The organism is Bacillus cereus group sp. BceL062, from assembly GCF_051780025.1.
Taxonomy (GTDB): domain Bacteria; phylum Bacillota; class Bacilli; order Bacillales; family Bacillaceae_G; genus Bacillus_A; species Bacillus_A toyonensis.
The window spans coordinates 234,532-254,347 of sequence record NZ_JBPWGY010000009.1 but is presented as its reverse complement, the minus strand read 5'-3'; the positions used below and the strand labels follow the sequence as shown (position 1 = coordinate 254,347).

Below are 19,816 nucleotides of genomic sequence, written 5' to 3'. Positions count from 1 at the left end.
AAATACCCTCTCTTCTGTCAGGATCAATAACGATTATTTCCTTACATAGAACAAAAGGGAAGTTTTGCTTCCCTTTTGTTCTGACTACCTAAAATTAATTTATATTATAAACGATTCATAATATCTTCTTTAATAGTAAGTAACTTTTGTTCACTATTTTGTAAAGAATTATCTTTTACACCAAAGTAAAACTTGATTTTCGGCTCTGTTCCAGATGGACGTAAGCAGAACCAAGAACCATCTTCTAATTGATATTTTAACACATTTGATTTCGGTAAGTGAATCTCTTCTTTATGTCCATCTTGTAAAGATGTAACGATGCTTGCTTTATAGTCTTCAACCGCTACAACTGTTAAGCCTGCTACTTCTTTCGGAGGATTTTCACGGAATGTCGCCATCATCTCTTGAATTTGTTCCGCTCCATCTTTCCCTTTTAACGTTAATGACACAAGATCTTCACGGAAGAAACCGTACTTCTCAAATACTTCTAATAAACCATTATATAACGTTTTATCTTGTGATTTGTAGTGTGCAGCTACTTCACATGCAAATAAAACAGACTGTACCGCATCTTTATCACGGCAGAATGGACGGATTAAATAACCATAGCTTTCCTCATAACCGAATTGGAATTCATATTGTCCGCTTTCTTCATACTGTTTAATTTTCTCACCAATAAATTTAAATCCCGTTAACGTATCAACTGTATCTAAACCGTATGCTTTTGCAATTGTACGACCAATTTCAGACGTTACGATTGTTTTTAATACAACACCGTTCTCTGGAAGCGTTCCGTTTTCTTTCTTTTGAGATAGTAAGTAATCAAGCATTAATGCACCTGTTTGGTTACCAGTTAATACTTGGAACTCACCATCATGATTACGAACTGCTACACCTAGACGGTCTGCATCAGGGTCTGTTGCGATTAGCACATCTGCACCAATTTTTTCACCGTCACGAATTGCATATTCAAACGCTGCATGCTCTTCTGGGTTCGGTGATTTTACTGTAGAGAAGTTTGGATCTGGTAACTCTTGCTCTTTTACAACCGTTACATCTGTAAATCCAACTTCCTCTAAACCACGGCGTACAGAAAGATTTGATGTTCCGTGTAATGGTGTAAAGACGATTTTTAAGTCTTTCCCTACCTTTTGTACCATTTCTTTATTAATAATGACATCGTTCAATTCTGCAGCATATGCATCATCTACTTCTTGTCCAATAATATGTAATAAACCGTCAGCTTTTAATTGCTCTACATCAGCTACTTCAACTGTTAATTCATCTTCTACTGCATTTACGTAACTAATTAACTCATCAGCTTCTTTTGGAGGCAACTGTCCACCATCGTCACCATATACTTTATAACCATTATATTCAGGCGGATTATGGCTTGCCGTAAGAACGATTCCACTTACTGTATGTAAATGACGAACTGCGAAAGAAAGCACCGGCGTTGGGCGTAAGCTTTCAAATACATATGTTTTAATACCATGTGCACCAAGTGTTGCAGCTACTTCCATTGCAAATTCAGGTGATTTATGACGAGAATCATATGCTACAACAACACCACGTTCCTTTGCTTCTTCACCTAATTTTTCAATAAATTTCGCTAATCCTTGTGTCGCTTTACGAACTGTATATACATTTAATCGGTTCGTACCAGCACCAAGTTCACCACGCATACCACCTGTACCGAACTCTAAATTTTTATAAAAGCTATCCTCAATTTTCTTCTCATCTTGCTTCATGTTTTCTAGCTGTTCTTTTAATTCTACGTCTAATTCTGCATATGAAAGCCAACGACTAAATTCTTGTTTCCAATTCATATCTCTATCTCCTCCCGCTTGTCATACCTTTATTATATGAAAAAAACAACCTGTATCTCAATATTTTATAAAATATAGCAGGATTTTACTAGGAATATTTGTATACACTATGGTTAAATACTCCACCAAAGGGAATGAGGATTATGCAAGAATGGGGCTTGTCCGAAGAGCTCAAAATACAAACAAAGCAAATGATTGAAAGCGCTGAAAAAGAATTATCTATTATGAGGCAAGCGATTGATAAAGAAGATGAATGTATTTTATGTAAAATGGAAGAGATTCATCATATGTTGGCAAATGTACAAACATTGGCAGCTACATACTATATTCAGGCGTATTTATCACCTTATACAGAAAGCTCACATTTTATCACAACTGCTGTCCAACATTTAAGTGCCCGCAAACACGGTGCTCTTATCGTTGTGGAACGAAACGAGACGCTTGAATCTTGTATTCAAACTGGCACAACATTAAACGCTCATTTAACTGCACCGTTACTCGAATCAATTTTTTATCCAGGTAATCCTCTTCATGACGGAGCCGTTCTCGTTAAAAATAATCATATTGTTTCAGCAGCTAATATTCTTCCGTTAACGAAAAGTATGGAAGTTGATCCTGAACTAGGAACACGTCACAGAGCTGCAATTGGCTTATCAGAAAAAAGTGACGCACTTATTTTAGTTGTCTCTGAAGAAACCGGACGTACTTCCTTTGCTTTAAGCGGGACGTTATATACGATTTCTTTATAAGACGAGCCTTTCACTATGCCACACGTTTTTAAACAGCATAATAGTAAATGAAGTTGTATCGACTTACCGACAAAAACTGATCACACTCGTACCATATCAATAAGAAAAGACTGCCTCAAATGTTTGAGACAGTCTTTTCTTCAAAAATTATTCTTCCCCGAAACGCTCAACAAGTGTTGCAAGTGTACGTACCATTGCACCTGTCGCCCCGGCCGGCCCTAAATCATGTGCTCCTGATGTTTCAGATGTTCCAGCGATATCTAAGTGTACCCACGGTGTATCTTCAGCAAATTCACCTAGGAATGTACCTGCCATAACCGCATGTCCTTCACGGCCTGGTGAGTTATTTAAATCAGCAAACTTACTATTTCGAACGCGTTCTTTATCACGATCAAAAATTGGTAATTGCCAAATTGATTCATCCGTTTCCATTGAAGCTTCTAGCACTTGCTCAAACAACTCTTCATTGTTTGTCATTGCGCCTGTCGTATGATTTCCAAGTGCAACAATTACACCGCCTGTTAATGTCGCAACATCAATAAGGTAGTTTGCACCTAGTTTTTTCGCATACGTAATACCGTCCGCTAACGCAAGGCGACCTTCTGCATCTGTATTTAATACTTCAATTGTTTTTCCGCTCATAGATGTAATTACATCGTCTGGCTTAAATGCTGTACCACTTACAACGTTATCAGTTGATGGAATAACAGCGATCACATTTTGCTCTGGGCGAAGTTCACCGATAATTTCCATCGCACCTAATACAGCAGCAGCACCGCCCATATCACCTTTCATACCGACCATGCCTTCACGTGGTTTTAAAGAATAACCACCTGTATCGTATGTGATTCCTTTTCCAACAAATCCAATGACATCTGTCCACTCTTCTTTTCCTTTATAAATAAGAGCAATCATTTTTGGCGGCTCTGTACTACCTTGGTTTACTGCAAGTAACGCACCCATACCAAGATCTTCCATCTCTTCTTTCTCAAGAACTTTATAATCCATATCATACTTTTCCGCTAACTCAACAGCATACTCAGCAAGCTTCGTCGCTGTTAATACGTTTGGCGGCATATTTACAAGTGTACGAGCCGAATTTGTTGCGCGTCCATGCACGTAGCCAACTGTTAATGCAGCTTCAATTTCCTGTGCATCTTCCGCTGTAATAGCCGTGAACTTCTCTAACTCTACACGATCCTTTTTATCTGATTTATACGTTTGTAATTCATATGTACCAAGACCTTGTACTTCTGCCGCTATATGAGCTACATCAATCACATCTAATTTCTCTGTTACGAAAGAATCAAGTAAGATTGCTGCATCTTGTACTTTTGCTGCCTGTAACGTTTTAAACGCCTTACCAAGAGCCGCACGTAACGTTTCTGTCGTATAAGATTCTTTCTTTCCTAAACCGACGAAGTAATAGCGTTTTACATTTGTTTTTCCTAAACTATGTACTTTTGAAATAGCTTTCTTCTTAGTAGAAAGTTCTTTCTCTTCTAATAAAACTTGTAATTGCCCTTCAAACGCTTTGTCCAGTTCTTGTACAAAACTACTCGTTTTCTCTTCTTCAAATAAGGCAACAATTACCGCTTCATGACCTGCTAATTCTTTTTGTACTTGAAACATGTTCAGACCCCCTAAATTTCTCTACTCTGCCTTTATTATAACTTTATTTTCGATAAAATGCGACAATTCTAACTTCTGTTACATCCTATATAAAGTGAACCTTTAATCAGTGGTGTTTTTCTTCATCCCCCACTGATCATTAGCCTTCACCAATCGGGCTTTTATGGGCAGCCCGCCCCCCGCCTAATTTCTTTGCTTTCGCTGAATTTTGAGGTGGGGGTTTTACTGCCCACAAATAGCGGGGTGATCCATCTTTCTTCTATTATCAAATAAAAAAGTCTAGCGTAATTACCACTAGACTATCTTTGTTTTAAATATTGGCCACGAAACACTTGCATCGTTTCGTCTTCATTTAACATCGTTAACTCTTCTTCTGTAAACTTACCATTTCCTACCTTAACTACATATACATTTACTTTTTTCTTACCCCATTGGCTATAAACATCTTTCACCGTATCATAATATAAATCGAGACGGTTTCCTTTTATAGCACCGCCCTTATCAGCGACAACCCCATATCCGTAATCTGGCACGAATAAAATCGTTCCAATCGGGAATACACGTAAATCCGCAGCGATTGTAGAATATAAATCCCTTTTCGCTTTAACACCTGAATATGTAATACCATACTCTGGATGTCCTGGACTCTTACCAGTTGACTCCACTCCTGACGTATAACCAGTTGCAGTCATTTCAATTGAACGATATTTAGACCAGTCGTTTGCCTGCTCTAAAGCATTTATCACTTCTTTACTCGGAGCAACATTTCTCTTAACTTCTGCTGCATGTACTTCTTTTGCACTCGTTCCCTCATATTTCTTTACAATCTCTAATAAAGAAACTCCTGTGAAAGCCTTCCATGTTACGCATAATGCGGATACAAGTAAACAAGTCATCATAATGCGAATACAATATCGTTTTAACATTTTTATATTCCACACTCCTTCATCGTTAATCATTCCCTATACGATGAAGGAATATGCAAAAAAATAATCTTCAAATTGATTGGAGATTAAAACATTTGATATCCACTCTTTCGAAGTTTCTTAATTACGATTCCTGCCAAAGCAGCACCTACTAATCCAGTAGATAAAATAAACATATCGGCTTGTCCTAAATGCGATACACTTGTCCCAAATGAAGAAAATGTTTCTTTCGGCTTTGAAAAATAATCCCACACACTCGCTTTATTAATAATAAGCATACAAACAATCGGATACACAATAACCATTACCCATGTAGCTCGCAAAATCATGTTGAGTAAAAATCCAATTCCAAAAAACAAAATAAAGAATAACATCATTGAAATAAGTAGTACCGGTATACTCACTCTTTCTCCCTCTCCTTCGCATGCGCCGTAAATACGTGATAGGCTGTATAACCAAATTGCTCTCCTGGATTTAATGTTTTGTCCATTTCAAGATGTAGTTCTGATCTTCTTTCTAGCAAATATTTAATAAGTACAGACGTATTGGGATCGTCAGCAATCGTCTCTGGATGTAAAAATGCTACTTCAGACAATTCCTTCTCCTGTACAATAATATTTTCCCCTTCAGGCTCCAAAAGGAAAATAATCATATTATCACTAATTTCATTACGAATAACGCCCGACCGAATACCTATAATCCCCTTCACATGAGCGACAATACCTGTCTCTTCTAATACTTCACGTTTCACAGCTTCATCAACCGTCTCACCTTCATTTACAAAACCAGCCGGCAAAGACCATTTCCCCTTTAATCCACTGTATTTTTTCTTAACAAATAGCCACCTGCCATCTTTTGTAGCTACTAAACCACTAACAGCTAACCACACTTTCCCTCGTTTCTCCATGATGTAATAACCTCCTCCACCGGAACGGACAGAATATTCTTTCTTTTTATATATTATACTATATTTTTAATATGAAAAAAGCAGAAACAGCTCTTAGCCGTTTCTGCTTTTTCTATTATATATTAAAAGAACTTTAATTTACCTTTTTTAAGAACTAATAAAGGTCCACCTAATAAGAATAGGTAACGGTTATCAATTACTTTCTTCATGAAGGAAGCTTTCCAACCTGTTAACTTTTTACCCATAACAACGCCCATTGCATCGTCATGACCTAAAGAACATACAGATCCTTTATTGTCGAATGCGAATTTTTTCATTTCGCCCTTACCACGAACTAACACAGTTAAGTTATGTGCAATGTTGTAACCTTGTTGAATTGCAATTTGTGCTGTTGGTGGGTATGGACGGTTAATTTCTTCGTTAATGATTAACGCTGCATCACCAACCATGAATACATCTTCGTATCCTGGAGCGTGCATGTACTCATCGACTTTTACACGTCCGCGCATTGCTTCAAAGCCAGACTCTTCCACAATACCATTACCACGAACACCTGCAGCCCAAACTACTGTTTCAGACTTAATTAATTCAGTGTCATCGCCATTCGCAACGATAATACCTTCTTCAGTTGCTTCTTTAATTGCTGTACCGATGCGGAATTCTACACCTTTTTTCTCAAGTTGTTTTACAGCGTATTCTACTAACGCTGGATCGAAACCTGGAAGTGCTGTTGGAGCAGCTTCTACACAGATGATACGTGCTTTTTCACGTGGTACATTGTACTCTTTGCAAAGTTCAGGAACACGGTTTGCAAGCTCACCTACGTACTCGATACCAGTAAATCCAGCACCACCAACAACGATTGTTACTAACTCATCGCGTTTTTCAGTTGCATATTTAGCGAAACTAGCTTCCATATGCTCACGAATTTCACGAGTTGCATTAATGTTAGCGATTGAGAATGCATGCTCTTTTAATCCTGTAATTCCGAATGTTTCTGATTCGAAACCAAGACCAATTACTAAGTAGTCATACTCTAACTCGCCGTCTTTTAAGATAATGCGTTTTTCAGCAGCTTTAATTTCTACTACTGTATCTTGTACAAAGTTCACTTTATTTGTATCGATAACGTCTTGAATATCTAGACAGATTTTTTCATCTTGTAATGTACCAGCTGCACTCTCATGTAACCAAGTCGCTTGGTAGTGATAGCTGTTGTTGTTTACTAACGTAATTTCAGCTTCATTTACAGATAATGCTTTTTGCAGACGAACAGTCGTAATCATCCCGCCATAACCTGCACCTAAAACTACGATTTTTGGAGTCTTCACCAAATCACAACCCTTTTCTTTATATAATAGTAATGAAAAATAATACCAAGTACTAAAAACTCTATTTGTCAAGAATGTGGAATTTATCACATTCTATATCGTAACAAAACGCAGTCAAAAAATCGTACGAATTTTGTCATAGAAATTTAACATAATACTTCCCTATATTAGTCGGTTTTATTCCATAATTCAAGCACCTAGCGAATTATCAATATTTTAAAATAACATAGCGTTTACAAGGGTTTTTCAGCCTTTTTTTCATGTATTTTCCTTTCTGTATATTTTATACAATGTAAAAAACATCTATGCGGAAACTTACTTATAATTCAGTCGTTTTCAGAAGTATTATGAACTGAAATATGCTATCATTTATTTGAAAGTATCATCATTTGCAGGATTTTCATGTACATATGAACAATATATGAAATCAATATCAAAATTCCATCTATAGGGGGAATGAAAGTGGCAGAAAATCAAAAAGTTTACGACATAACAATTATTGGTGGTGGTCCAACTGGACTTTTCACAGCATTTTATGGCGGTATGAGACAAGCAAGTGTAAAAATCATTGAAAGCTTACCTCAACTTGGAGGACAATTATCCGCACTCTACCCTGAAAAATACATTTATGATGTAGCTGGATTCCCAAAAGTGCGTGCACAAGAGTTAGTTGATAACTTAAAAGAGCAAATGAAGAAATTTGATCCAACAGTTTGCTTAGAAGAAGCTGTTGATACGCTTGAGAAACAAGCTGACGGTATATTTAAACTTGTTACGAATAAACAAACTCACTATTCTAAATCAGTCATTATTACTGCTGGTAATGGTGCTTTCCAGCCACGCCGCTTAGAATTAGAGGGGACCGCAAAATACGAAAAGAAAAACTTACATTATTTCGTTGATGATATGAATAAATTTGCTGGCAAGCGTGTTGTTGTATTTGGCGGCGGCGACTCAGCGGTAGACTGGACAATGATGTTAGAACCGATTGCTGACAAAGTTACAATCGTTCATCGCCGTGATAAATTTCGTGCACATGAGCATAGCGTCGAAAGCTTAATGAATTCTCGTGCAGAAGTAAGCACACCGTACGTTCCAGTTGAACTTATTGGTGATGATAAAATTGAACAAGTCGTTCTTCAACACGTAAAAACAGAAGAAAAACTTATCATCGATGTTGATGACGTAATTGTAAATTACGGCTTCGTTTCTTCTCTTGGTCCAATAAAAAACTGGGGCTTAGATATACAAAAAAACAGCATTCTCGTGAACTCGAAAATGGAAACAAATATTCCTGGCATTTACGCTGCTGGTGACATTTGTACATATGAAGGAAAAGTAAAACTCATTGCTTGCGGCTTTGGTGAAGCACCAACAGCAGTAAACAATGCAAAAGCTTACTTCGATCCAAACGCAAAACTTCAACCAATGCATAGCTCCAGTATGTTTTAATATAGAACTACGAAGAACCCTTTTCACATATGAAAGGGTTTCTTTTATATCTCCTCAAAAAATTAACACTTTCTAAAAAGCTCTACTTTTCTCCAAAAACATGTTACACTAAAATAGAACAAATGTTCTTGTTTAAAAGGAGGAATTTTCATGATTAACGAACCTATTATCGTAAAAAAAGAAGCTTTCCAAGCAATCGGTGTTTCTCTTACAACGACAAATGAAAAAGAGGCGTCTACTGAAGGAAAAATCCCAGGGCTTTGGAACAAATACTTCCAAGAACAAATGATGCATCACATCCCAAATCAACAAACAAAGGAAACGTTCGCTTTCTATTCAAACTACAAATCAGATGAAACTGGTACATATAAATTTACAATCGGTATGCCCGTTTCTTCATTAAAAGACGTTCCTGAAAATATGACAACTTTAACAATACCTGCCGCTACATATGCGGTATTTACATCGAGAAAAGGCCCAGTTTCTGAAGTCGTGTGCGAAGCTTGGGAATACATTTGGCAATGGTCGCAAGAAAACAAACGTGCTTTTACAACAGATTTCGAACTGTATGATGAAAAAGCGGTAGACCCAAATAATGTGCAAGTAGATATTTATATCGCATTAGCTTAAAGAAGATACTCTTTGGTATCTTCTTTTTTTGTCGTTAAATAGCTACTGGGCAAATTCATTATTATTGTCTACAATGAGAAAGTGCAGTATAGAAATATTAGAAACTGTATAAAACGATGGTTAATAGGTTTTTTTGTTTAAATTTGTCACATAGAAAGGAAGCAATATGGAGGAACTACAACAAAATAAAACTGCTTTAGAAGGAAGCGGAAAACCGTTATTAAAAAATACGAATTTCCTTTTCCTTTGGGCAGCTACTCTTTTTTCAAGCTTTGCTTTAGCCTTTTTTACTTTTTCACAAACGTGGTACATAGCAAAAACATTAAACCTTGAGGCTTCACTCGGTGTTGTTTTCGTAGCTCTTAGTGTTCCAAGGCTTATTTTTATGATTATCGGCGGTGCTGTAGCTGATAAATTCCCGAAAAAAAATATTATGTTTTACTCCAATATTATCCGAGCTATTCTTGTCGCAACCATTCTCACATGGTTCATCGTCGGTGATGTAACACTATATACATTTGCTTTATTCGCTTTATTCTTTGGACTTGCTGATGCTTTTTTCTGGTCCGCAGATGGATCTATTCTGCCAGAACTTGTAGAAAAAAGCCGCTTAACGCAGGCAAATTCACTTACACAAATGACGAATCAAGCGTCGGTCATCTTGGGCCCTGTACTTGGTGGAATTCTCATCAAATTTACGAACTATGAAACAATCTTTTCGATTACGATTTTACTACTGATCGTTGCGGCCATACTCGTTCAAAAAATACAATTTACGATGTCAGAGCAAAAAGATACCGACAAAGGCATGTTTACTTCTATTAAAGAAGGAATCTTATATGTAAAGGAATCACCATTCCTTTCAACTTTCCTTATTTGTAGCGCCTTTCTAAACTTATTTTTAATCGGTCCGATGCAAGTCGGTTTCCCGCTCTTCGTTAAAAATGTCCTGCACGGTGATTCACTTCAGTTCAGTTACTTAGAAGCTGCTGTTGGTGGTGGAATGGCGATAGGCGCTGTCATTGTCGGTTTAAAGAATATTAATCGTAGACGCGGCCTATTTTGCATTATCATGATGCTACTGTCTGGTATATTCTTCTTATCCATTAACTTTAGTACGGTACTTTGGCAGGCATTATTAGCTGGTATGTTTTACGGTATTACAATCGCAATGGCGATCGTTCCACTTATGGCAATGATTCAAGCAACTGTAAAAGAAGAGATGATGGGGCGTGTAATGAGTTTACTTATGCTATCATCAATGGGCTTTATCCCGCTCTCTTATGCATTCACATCCATTGCACTTGCAATAGGAATTCCAATCGTAACCGTTATGAAAAGCGGTGCAATCGCCGTTATCGTCTTCGTACTATTTGTAGCGATTCGTGTTCCAGTTGTAAGGAAATTCGATTAACAAGCAAGAGTCATGTATTATAAGCATGGCTCTTTTTTAAACGGATCAAATAGATGTAGTCCCTTTCTCCTCCTTAATGCTGCTCCCCACTCTAATCCAACCTCAAAAAATAAATCTCGCACTGTACTGTACAAAAGTGCCCCAATATCTTTACGAATTTCCCCATATTTATGTGCCCTCACAACACTTTTCACGCGCCAAATGAAATTTCCGTTCACTTCTTCATCAGCTAATATTTGCTCTAATAAAACACCTTGCTCTAGTAAGCCACTCTTTTTATACGCAAGTTCCACCTTACTCCAAAATATATTAATCTTCTTCGGATTACTTGTCATCGGCACCAGTGCATATATAAAAGACTTCGGTATATCATGACGGCAATACGTTTCATCAAGCTCATACGTTATTTTTCTTTTCTCTTTTATTTGTGGAATGTTTTTAAAAAGAATTGTTTCCCCCTCATATTTTTGCTCATTTTTACTACAGCCAGCTGCATAATCCTCACTTTCACATGCGGACATTTTCATACGGTCATCCATGCGGTCAATTGCAGATATAAGAAAAATATATAAGTTCGCACTATACCCGCCGCGCTTATGTCTTTCTTTTGTCGCAACACGCTTTATAATTCCTAGTTCCTCTAACTTTGCAATGGAGCGGCGTACTGTACGAATACTCTTTCCAACATTCGTCGCAATCGTCTCCATTAACGGACAAGCAACTCCTACTGTTTTCTGTTTCTCATTCACCGCATACTTTCCTAAAAAATGAATAATGGTAGCATCCGTTTTATTTAATTGAAATCGATAATATTTCAAAACTTGTTTTTGATATATATTAAACTCCTCTTTACTTTGAAATTCACTATATGGTTTCATTAAATTATATAAGCTTCCCATTCTTATCACCTCATTTATAAGTAAGAAGCAGGAAGAGAAATTGGCGTGATAGTTAATATTTCTTTATTGGAGATGAAAATATGATTGTAATTAGCGCTTGTTTAGGTGGTATCGCTTGTCGTTATGATGGGAATGACAATCTCATTTCAAAAATAGAGGAACTTCTGCAAAAAGAAGATACAGTCCTCATTTGTCCTGAAGTATTAGGAGGACTACCGACGCCTCGTCCTTCCGCTGAAATTATTGGTGGGAATGGCGATGACGTTTTGGACGGAAAAGCGAAAGTGATGACAAAAGATGGAGAAGATGTCACAGAAGCTTTCGTAAATGGTGCTTATAAAGCATTAGAACAACTTAAAGACTTACACCCAGAATATATTATTTTAAAAGAACGTAGTCCATCTTGTGGTAGTTCTACAATTTACACTGGAGAATTTAACGGGAATAAACAAACCGGTTACGGGGTAACAACTGCTTTATTCAAAAGACATGGATTTACAGTCATTTCAGAAGAGGATTTTGAGAATATAAAAAGGAATTGACCCTGTTCGTCAATTCCTTTTTTCTTTCTTATTTTGCACCTAATTTTTCTTTAACTTTCGCTGGAAGCTCGTCTTTTTTCACTTCTTCCCAAGCTGTTACACCTTTTTTATCTGAATTGTATACGCGTAAGAATGCTTCTTTGCGAAGATTTTTTGGAGCTGTGAATTCCAATTCTTTTTCTTCTCCACCTTTATCGAATCCTTTTAATTTATACTCGAAATATTTATGTGGCTCTCCGTTATCAAACTTCTCATTTTTTTCAATTCCATCAGCTGTAACTTGAACATAATACTCATCTTTACCCATACGGTTAATATCACAACCTACTAACAGGCTCGCGAATACAACTAAAATACTAAACAGTGCAATATATCTTTTCATTTCCTTCACCTCATGTGTTTTTTCTTATAGTCTTATCTTAAAGCCCAAAGCTTAAAGAAGAAATTCAAAAACATGACATGAACATTACACTTTTGTAAGATAGTAATTATTTCTTCACTTTAGAAATAGTCATTCGAACACCAATTGGAACGAGGACAGATTCTACCTTCGGATCAGTTGCTACTACTTCATTAAACTTCTTCATACACATCAGCCAACTTCTAATTATGCAAAAGACAAAAATCGTAAGAAAATAGATAAAAAATAATAATTCCTTACTCAACCAACTAGCGATTTCATTTTCAATATGTGAAAAGGGATTTGTAAACGATGAATTGAATATATATTTATTATTTTCTAACTTTTGGCTGAAAGTTTTTTTTATTACATAAATTTCATTATTTCCTAATTTAAAGTTTTCGAGGGGAGAAATAATATGAATCCTATTTTATTAGATGTTCCGTTACAAATAGAAACAGACAAACTCATTCTTCGAGCACCACTGCAAGCAGGTGAAGGGAATGTAGTACACGAAGCTATTAAAGATTCAATTCGTGAATTAAAGCAATGGTTGTCTTTATTTCAGTCCATTCCTACTGTTGAAGAAACGGAAATTCTCCTTAGAAATGCGCATATAGATTTTTTGAAAAGAGAAAGCTTTCGCTATCTTATCTACCACAAGGAGACGAATGATTTTATTGGAACTGCTAGCCTTCACGCAATTAATTGGAAGATTTCTAAATGTGAAATTGGATACTGGATTAACACGCAATTTAGTGGCAGTGGATATATGACAGAAACAGTAAGCGCGTTAACAAACCTTGGATTTCAGTTATTCAAATTTAGAAGAATTGAAATCCGATGTGAATCTAATAACACGAAAAGTCGTGCGATTCCTGAAAACCTAGGCTTTGAGCTTGAAGGGATATTACGTAATGAAGATGTTTCAGCTGACGGCAAACAACTAACTGATACCTGCATCTATGCAAAGATAAAGTGAAACTTTAATCAGCTCTCACCAATTGAGCTTTTACGACAAAAGAAAAGACCTCATTAACGATTATATTCCATCGCTAAAAAGGTCTTTTTCTATTTCAGCTAAACACTTAGCACTCTTCTGGCTTACCAGCATTCGATGCTGTACGGAAAGATGATCCACATCCGCATGATGCGATTGCGTTTGGATTGTCGATTGTGAATTATACGGTCAGTTTGCATTAGACTATAGTGCAGTAATATCAGCATTTAAGGCGCTTTACTGCGATTGTTTCCGTTCAATAAGGTTGTGTACATCACGCATTCTTAACGATGTACTTCGTTAACTACATTCTACCCAAACCCTTCCACATTGACAAGTAAAAAATATCGAATCTACTAAGATAAATCCAGTATTCATGCGCTTTCCTCGTAGTCTTCGTACTCTGCACAAAACGGTATAGACCGAATTTAGACGCACAACTAGTACGTTCACTCATTTCTAATCGCCTTCTAGAGCTAATCTCAACGTATCCTCCTGTGCTTATTTGAGCATAAAAAAAGAGAGCGACTTTTATGCCGCCCCCTCATCGTTTGCTAACGTTCGTTTCATAGCCTTACTTCGTCTTTTTCTCTCTCTTACACACTTCATGCAACGGGCTTTCTTGCCACCCCGTCCGTTGCTCTCGAATTTAATTAGCGGCTTAATATCTTCGCATTGCTTGCAAGCTCGCGCCGTGACCGTCTCGCCGTCTACCACTATAGTGAATAGCTGTGTACGTTCGAATGTGTACCGTGATTCACGAAGGTTACAGTATTTACACCACGTATGCAGTCCGTCGGATTTCGTTCTGTTCTTATGAAATTCACTACTTAACTTTGTCTTCTTACAGTGTACGCATTGTTTCATCCATAGCTTCGTCATTTTAGTTCTCCCTCTCTCTTCATAAATAGATTAGTACAAAATACGAAGCCTATTAAGCCCCGTCATGCCCTCGCTAATCTACCAATTCTATTCGGCTGATTGCGTCGAATCCGATTTTGATATCTTCTAACGTACATTGTAAGTATTGCACTTCACTTTGTAGCGCTAGGATACGTTTTAATGCTTCCGCTAGTGCTTGTTCGCTTACGGCTGCCCCTTCATCGCTATTTACAATCGTAACCATTTCGGCAACCTCGCTGTACATTTCTTTTCCCGCATGTAACTTCTCTTTGATTACTCCGACTTTCTTCGCATTTCCCTTCGATAACATAAATACATCGCTCCTTTTAGTTTGGTTTGTTTTAGTTTAGTAAGGTGAAGCTATTACGCTCCACCAAAAAGTACGCTATCTTCATCGCAGCCGTTTCGAGCTACATAAGCAGTCATGCCGCCGTCACCTTTCACAACCTTTTTATGTGACTTCCATTCGCCCGCATTGTGATCATACGTGATTAAGTACCCGTTTTCTCCGAACTCGGCGCAAGCCTTTGCAATAATCTCGGGCAATGGCTTATGTACATTTGGTGCTTTAGTTTTAGTAGTTGTCTTCGTTGTTGTTATCATTCTCCTTCGTCCTCTCTTCGTTTAGGTTTATCGTTATATTTATGAATATATGAAAATGGCGGGCAAAGTCCACTAAGACCTCACCCAGTTTTCTATCCTTTCTTCCCTTTCCACCACCAGTTTCGTTCCCTCTACTTTACTCTTCGTTATGTTCCTGCTGCGCCTTATACGCACGCTTTACGTTTGCATATAGAACCATATCGTCTGTATGCTGGGAACGTTGCGCAACCTGCATAGCTGCCGTTACGTCCTCTCGTGTAATCTGTTCTTTGTTTCCTAGTTTGGCTTTTACATCGTTACGCATTACTTTGTAATTGAACATATTAGTTTTCCTCCTTATACGCTTCTGGTAAGTCTTTATTTCTGTAAATATACCCTAGCTCATCGTCACTCATTTTCGGCAGTTCTCTATAGTCGAACACATCATTAAAGAAAGGCGAAGCACCTTTTCTTCCTCGACTTAGTTCGTTCAGTTTTGATAATAGCCCTCCGAACTCAGCGTTTAGCTGGTAATATTCTAGTACTGTGCGGTAGTATTCTCCAATAGCCTTTTGCGCTCGCTCTACGATGGGTTGTACACGTTCTTTTTGTAGCATAGGGTCGATAGTACCGAACCAATCAGCCGCTAAATCATCTATTGTGATTTTCCCTTGCAGCTCCTGTTCGGCGTACTCGTTCGCCTGTTTTTCTTCTTTCTCTGCGACCTCTAACGCAGCCTTAGCCTTGTCGATATCACTTAACGCTTTTTTCTTTTGAGTAGCAACACTTTCGCCTGCAAACTCTTTCTTTAAAATGTCCTCGTATGCAGCTGTAGCAGCTGTTACGCCCTCTTTCGCTTCTTTTACCTTTTGTGCGTATCTTTCCGTTAATTCTAGCGCCTTTTTGTCTTGCTCCTTGTAATCCTCGTACAGTTTCCAGTTAAGCATTTTTCGTTTCCCCCTCTAATTTTTCGATTAATTTACGCATCCAGCTAATAAGCACCGTGCGCCATTTTGGTAGTTGTTTTTGCTGCTCTTTTTCCTTTGGATTTTTTAGCTCATATAAATCTATTAGAGTTTCTTTTGTCCTAGCATCTTCGAAGTCCCGTAGTGTTTCCGATGTTTCTTCCTGCGCCTTAAAATGCGCATTTATATCGGATTCACTTAGACATGCTATGTATATTTTTTCGGTACTCGTGTGGACTTCGAAAGCCGGTAAATCATCGCAGTTGCTCCATACTATATCCCGCATCTTTTTAGCTAGTGGCTTCTCGTTTGTAGGTGCGGTTATTTGCGCTATTACGTAATTTCCATCGTATAAGTGAGCGCATAAGAATGCTTGTCCTCGTAGCTCGTGAATATTAGCGACTAGTATAGGCTTCATTCGCTCACCCCCGCCTGCGCTCGCAGCTTCGCATCTAGCTTATCGTTTCGCTGCTCTAGTAACAGGCGGTTAACCTCTTCTATGTCTTCCTGCGTAATATTTAGTTTTGTTTGGATTCGTTTCTGCGCATTCGTGGGTGGCTCATTTAGCCCTGCTTCCCAGCGATACACTGTAGAAGGCATAACTCCTAGAAGCTGCGCAAATTGACGTATTGTATAGCCGATTGTCTTGCGAATATATCGAATCGTATTCCCGTTCATTTGGTCGCCTCCTTCTGTTTTGTATTCTGCATATTTTTATTCATCGTAAGTTAAAAAAGGGAACTGGACGCCATGCGAGGTAGCGCCCTGTCCTGTGTTAGCCATCGTATTTCGACTCTGCGGTATTGCGAGGTATGAAGTAGCGTAGGAAACTACTTCCTCACTTATATATATGGCTAAATACCCCCTTGCTTGGTATATCAGACGAAACTTTTTAAAGTTTTTTTATTTTTACGCACATCTTAACGAGTCTTTTTCTAGTTTGTTAGTGATTTGGTCGAATAGCTTTGTTATACCCACCTCGTGCGGGTTATTTAATACGCCTCTATCACATACATACGGGCTGATTACGTAGCCACGCCCCTTAACGCCAGTCTTCGCACCACTAACGGATATCATTGCCCCGTCATTGATAAGCATTGATAATAGATTGCGTGTCGAGTTGCTTGCGATTCCTAAAATCTTCGCTATATCACGAGAACTTAGAATCTCTACGTTTGACGGCTCGAACTCCTGCGGATTTGCACATAATACATATGTATCCTTGTGCGCATATGGCATTAGTTTGAAAATAGCACCTGCTTGGCGGTCTGATAGTTTAGAAAGAAGTTGTTTCGCCTCTTCTTTGTATACCTTCGTAAAGTTGACGAATGCGCCGCCAGTGTTTCCACATCTTACTAAATCCTCGTTGATATAATAGAGCGTCGGGCGCTGCGAGTTATCTCGAATGACTGCACCGATCTTTTCTAATTCTTCTAGCGCTTTAAGCGTCGATTTCTTCCCACGCCCTAGTAATTGCTGCATGTCTTTCGTTGTTAGCGGTCGAATACCGTACTTACCTCGTCCCGTGTCGTGCATTAATAAACCGCCCGCATTTATTTGCAGGTATAACGATAGTTTGAAAAATACGCCTAGCTGATTAAGTGTTACGTGGCTGTATCTCTCGCCCTTGTTGCCGTTAACCATTACGAAGCGGCGTGTATCTTCCTTGCGTGTTTCCTTGTATCGAATCGCATCTAGTTCGGCTGGGGTTCGTACCCTTTGAGCCTCTGCGATTGCTACTGCCTGTTTTAATGCTGCTTGTTGTGCGTCTGTTAGTCCTTCAATAGAGCTACCGTGTACGATAGCGCTGATTTCTTCGAATGGATTTCCTGTTTTTTTCATTATGTTTCCCCCTTATTTGGTGTAATCGGATGTAAACTTGTCACTTATATGACACCTTCGTCACTGAATTTGTCACTTATATGACACCTTCAAAAATCGACTTCAGCCTTAGAGCCGCAAGCGATGTAAACAGATTTACCCATCAAAGTACTCTGTTATCTGTGTGGATAACGAAACATCTTTGACGCAGCAACTACATAGCGTCACGGCTTCCTTAACGTTGCCGAATAACAGTGTTGAGTAATGCGCTTAATTAATAAAGATCATACGCAGTAACAGTTAATGTGAGAGCCTGCGAACACTCGAAGCGATAGCGTACGATATAATGTTTATCGCTTAACCCTTACAAAGACATAGGTGCGGCTCACGGTCGTATTAGGTGTAATTCTGCGATATTTCTTTAAATTAGTTTTTAACACCCCCGTATGTATAGGTGCGTTAGCATTCGAAGAAAGGGCGATTCTATTAAAATTACTTTTCTCTCTCATTGCCCGCTCTTTTTCATAGGCGCTACTACTCGTTGTTTTTGGCGCATATCTAAGAAATTAATTCGCTACCAATATAGGGGCGCTACGCTATTAGATTAGGTTGCGTTTTGCTCTTACACCCTTATGGGCGCATTAGTAGCGTGCGGCTGGTATCCTACTGCGATAAATTTAAAAATAAATTGCACGCATCATTCGCCTATACAATAGAAGTAAGTAGCAATACCACCTCGAATCTAAAAATCTATATGCGAATTTTTTTAGATGTGAGAATTACGGTGTTATTGAGGGACTTGGGTAAACACGAGGTAAACGTGAGAGCGACGCTATGGTCTTCGTTGGGATTCGAAGACCTTCGATAGATAATAGGCAAGGTGAAGGCGACTGCTTAACCCTTCGGTTTAAAAAATATGTGCGCTAATTGTATACAGCAGTTGCAGCCACTATAGACCCCCGCTTGGAGGGGCGGGTAATTTCACTTTGGGTGGTGCGGCTTTATACCCTCTCTGCTTTTTAACTTCGCTCATTCGCAACAAGAAACGCTTTAAAACGAACGTTCTTTTCTTCCTTCGCTTTTAATCGCAGAAACAAAACAAATAACAATTCAACTCAATTCGATTCACTTAAAGAACTCAATGCGAATCAATCGAATAAACTCAACTCAATTCACTTCGAACTCTTTACGATTCAAATATAATTCACAAACGAATTACTTCACGAACTTAAGTGCAACAACAATTGAATAAGAAACTAAACAAACAACTTCTCGCTAATCTTTTAACATAACAAATAAAAAGATCATACGAAGAAACAACGACAACAATATATCGAAGACACTTACGCAGATACATACAGTACTAGGTCATGCGCTGGCGGTGTGTAGCTTGGTGGGTTAGTGTACTGGGCTTATGACGGCGTATAGCGGTAGCCTGTGACACGCCTAGCGCTTTGTCTGTGCGCTTCTAATAACATCGCATTAGTAAGAGTAATGAAGTATATAGCGCCTGTATGTGGCTATTTGGTACGGCATGGTGTGGCTAGGTATAGCGGCTATGTATGGCAGGGTATTGCGCTATAGTATGTGTGGTCGCAGGTAATAGCGTCGGGGTATATCGGTGTGAGAATGCGTGAAGGTATGCCGCCCTATCTCTATATGAAATGCATTCGGGATAGCAGTCTAAAAAGGTACACCTTTATGTACGTCGTGAAATACGTCCTATATCAGTCTATTAATTAACACACATTAACCTTTATATACGTCCATAATAAAATTGACCTTTATAGACACACGGTGTATATTTAGGCTAACGATAAAAAGAGACGGGGTT

General features: G+C 38.3%; 22 protein-coding genes and 1 pseudogene. 6 read left to right on the top strand and 17 right to left on the bottom strand.

What is annotated here, in order from left to right; all coding sequences use genetic code 11:
* Positions 1 to 104: 104 nt before the first annotated feature.
* A complete protein-coding gene (locus ACS2MN_RS21395) occupies positions 105 to 1,829 on the bottom strand; it encodes a phospho-sugar mutase (RefSeq protein ID WP_346994806.1) in 1,725 nt (574 codons plus the stop codon).
* 143 nt (positions 1,830 to 1,972) lie between these two features.
* Between ACS2MN_RS21395 and cdaS the strand changes: the two genes are divergently transcribed.
* On the top strand, positions 1,973 to 2,578 hold the full coding sequence (cdaS, locus tag ACS2MN_RS21390; protein WP_001158744.1) for a sporulation-specific diadenylate cyclase CdaS: 606 nt from the start codon (positions 1,973 to 1,975) through the stop codon (positions 2,576 to 2,578).
* A 147-nt stretch (positions 2,579 to 2,725) separates the two neighbouring features.
* Here cdaS and pepA read toward each other — a convergent pair whose 3' ends face one another.
* From pepA to ACS2MN_RS21365, 5 genes are all read right to left on the bottom strand, one after another.
* Positions 2,726 to 4,210 carry a cytosol aminopeptidase gene (pepA, locus tag ACS2MN_RS21385; protein ID WP_000487961.1) on the bottom strand — a complete coding sequence of 495 codons (1,485 nt, stop codon included), beginning with the start codon at positions 4,208 to 4,210 and terminating at the stop codon, positions 2,726 to 2,728.
* Positions 4,211 to 4,509: 299 nt separating this feature from the next.
* The gene (locus ACS2MN_RS21380) at positions 4,510 to 5,136 is read right to left on the bottom strand and encodes a 3D domain-containing protein (RefSeq protein WP_000920107.1); all 627 of its coding nucleotides are present in this window, start codon (positions 5,134 to 5,136) and stop codon (positions 4,510 to 4,512) included.
* Positions 5,137 to 5,222: 86 nt separating this feature from the next.
* Positions 5,223 to 5,540 (bottom strand): YuiB family protein, encoded by a 318-nt coding sequence (locus ACS2MN_RS21375; RefSeq protein ID WP_000027018.1) that lies wholly within the window; start codon positions 5,538 to 5,540, stop codon positions 5,223 to 5,225.
* Complete coding sequence (locus tag ACS2MN_RS21370) at positions 5,537 to 6,043, bottom strand: NUDIX hydrolase (protein ID WP_000415305.1); 507 nt, start codon at positions 6,041 to 6,043, stop codon at positions 5,537 to 5,539. Before ACS2MN_RS21370 ends, ACS2MN_RS21375 begins: the two co-directional genes overlap by 4 nt.
* Positions 6,044 to 6,165: 122 nt before the next feature.
* Positions 6,166 to 7,374, bottom strand: a complete 1,209-nt coding sequence (locus ACS2MN_RS21365) for an NAD(P)/FAD-dependent oxidoreductase (RefSeq protein ID WP_000856606.1) — start codon at positions 7,372 to 7,374, stop codon at positions 6,166 to 6,168.
* Positions 7,375 to 7,836: 462 nt separating this feature from the next.
* On the opposite strand from ACS2MN_RS21365, the gene ACS2MN_RS21360 reads away from it, so the two are divergent.
* From ACS2MN_RS21360 to ACS2MN_RS21350, 3 genes are all read left to right on the top strand, one after another.
* A complete protein-coding gene (locus tag ACS2MN_RS21360; protein WP_000829781.1) occupies positions 7,837 to 8,826 on the top strand; it encodes an NAD(P)/FAD-dependent oxidoreductase in 990 nt (329 codons plus the stop codon).
* Positions 8,827 to 8,976: 150 nt separating this feature from the next.
* Complete coding sequence (locus ACS2MN_RS21355) at positions 8,977 to 9,456, top strand: GyrI-like domain-containing protein (protein WP_000606666.1); 480 nt, start codon at positions 8,977 to 8,979, stop codon at positions 9,454 to 9,456.
* 166 nt (positions 9,457 to 9,622) lie between these two features.
* Positions 9,623 to 10,870, top strand: a complete 1,248-nt coding sequence (locus ACS2MN_RS21350; RefSeq protein WP_000391933.1) for an MFS transporter — start codon at positions 9,623 to 9,625, stop codon at positions 10,868 to 10,870.
* A 17-nt stretch (positions 10,871 to 10,887) separates the two neighbouring features.
* Here the strand turns inward: ACS2MN_RS21350 and ACS2MN_RS21345 are convergent, their stop codons facing one another.
* On the bottom strand, positions 10,888 to 11,769 hold the full coding sequence (locus tag ACS2MN_RS21345; RefSeq protein ID WP_000535234.1) for a helix-turn-helix domain-containing protein: 882 nt from the start codon (positions 11,767 to 11,769) through the stop codon (positions 10,888 to 10,890).
* Between the two features lie 80 nt (positions 11,770 to 11,849).
* Between ACS2MN_RS21345 and ACS2MN_RS21340 the strand changes: the two genes are divergently transcribed.
* A complete protein-coding gene (locus tag ACS2MN_RS21340; protein WP_000635467.1) occupies positions 11,850 to 12,311 on the top strand; it encodes a DUF523 domain-containing protein in 462 nt (153 codons plus the stop codon).
* 28 nt (positions 12,312 to 12,339) lie between these two features.
* Here the strand turns inward: ACS2MN_RS21340 and ACS2MN_RS21335 are convergent, their stop codons facing one another.
* The gene (locus ACS2MN_RS21335) at positions 12,340 to 12,693 is read right to left on the bottom strand and encodes a YxeA family protein (protein ID WP_000833133.1); all 354 of its coding nucleotides are present in this window, start codon (positions 12,691 to 12,693) and stop codon (positions 12,340 to 12,342) included.
* A 106-nt stretch (positions 12,694 to 12,799) separates the two neighbouring features.
* Complete coding sequence (locus ACS2MN_RS21330) at positions 12,800 to 12,904, bottom strand: hypothetical protein (protein WP_000335910.1); 105 nt, start codon at positions 12,902 to 12,904, stop codon at positions 12,800 to 12,802.
* Between the two features lie 225 nt (positions 12,905 to 13,129).
* Here ACS2MN_RS21330 and ACS2MN_RS21325 point away from each other — a divergent pair, with 225 nt between their 5' ends.
* Positions 13,130 to 13,693 (top strand): GNAT family N-acetyltransferase, encoded by a 564-nt coding sequence (locus tag ACS2MN_RS21325; protein ID WP_001068183.1) that lies wholly within the window; start codon positions 13,130 to 13,132, stop codon positions 13,691 to 13,693.
* Positions 13,694 to 13,799: 106 nt separating this feature from the next.
* On the opposite strand, the pseudogene ACS2MN_RS21320 reads toward ACS2MN_RS21325, so the two are convergent.
* From ACS2MN_RS21320 to ACS2MN_RS21285, 8 genes and pseudogenes are all read right to left on the bottom strand, one after another.
* Positions 13,800 to 13,892, bottom strand: a pseudogene (locus ACS2MN_RS21320) (iron-sulfur cluster assembly accessory protein); the annotation flags it as partial.
* Between the two features lie 774 nt (positions 13,893 to 14,666).
* A complete protein-coding gene (locus ACS2MN_RS21315; RefSeq protein WP_438894771.1) occupies positions 14,667 to 14,924 on the bottom strand; it encodes a hypothetical protein in 258 nt (85 codons plus the stop codon).
* A gap of 53 nt (positions 14,925 to 14,977) precedes the next feature.
* Entirely contained in the window at positions 14,978 to 15,217 is a 240-nt protein-coding gene (locus tag ACS2MN_RS21310; RefSeq protein ID WP_438894770.1) for a hypothetical protein, read from the bottom strand.
* Positions 15,218 to 15,353: 136 nt separating this feature from the next.
* Positions 15,354 to 15,539 carry a hypothetical protein gene (locus ACS2MN_RS21305; RefSeq protein WP_438894769.1) on the bottom strand — a complete coding sequence of 62 codons (186 nt, stop codon included), beginning with the start codon at positions 15,537 to 15,539 and terminating at the stop codon, positions 15,354 to 15,356.
* A 1-nt stretch (position 15,540) separates the two neighbouring features.
* Positions 15,541 to 16,143, bottom strand: a complete 603-nt coding sequence (locus ACS2MN_RS21300) for a hypothetical protein (RefSeq protein WP_438894768.1) — start codon at positions 16,141 to 16,143, stop codon at positions 15,541 to 15,543.
* Positions 16,136 to 16,579, bottom strand: coding sequence for a hypothetical protein (locus ACS2MN_RS21295; RefSeq protein WP_438894767.1), 444 nt, complete (start codon positions 16,577 to 16,579; stop codon positions 16,136 to 16,138). Before ACS2MN_RS21295 ends, ACS2MN_RS21300 begins: the two co-directional genes overlap by 8 nt.
* Positions 16,576 to 16,839, bottom strand: a complete 264-nt coding sequence (locus ACS2MN_RS21290) for a helix-turn-helix domain-containing protein (protein WP_438894766.1) — start codon at positions 16,837 to 16,839, stop codon at positions 16,576 to 16,578. The genes ACS2MN_RS21295 and ACS2MN_RS21290 overlap by 4 nt, the downstream gene beginning before the upstream one ends.
* Before the next feature lie 231 nt (positions 16,840 to 17,070).
* The gene (locus tag ACS2MN_RS21285; protein WP_438894765.1) at positions 17,071 to 17,697 is read right to left on the bottom strand and encodes a hypothetical protein; all 627 of its coding nucleotides are present in this window, start codon (positions 17,695 to 17,697) and stop codon (positions 17,071 to 17,073) included.
* Positions 17,698 to 19,816: the final 2,119 nt, after the last annotated feature.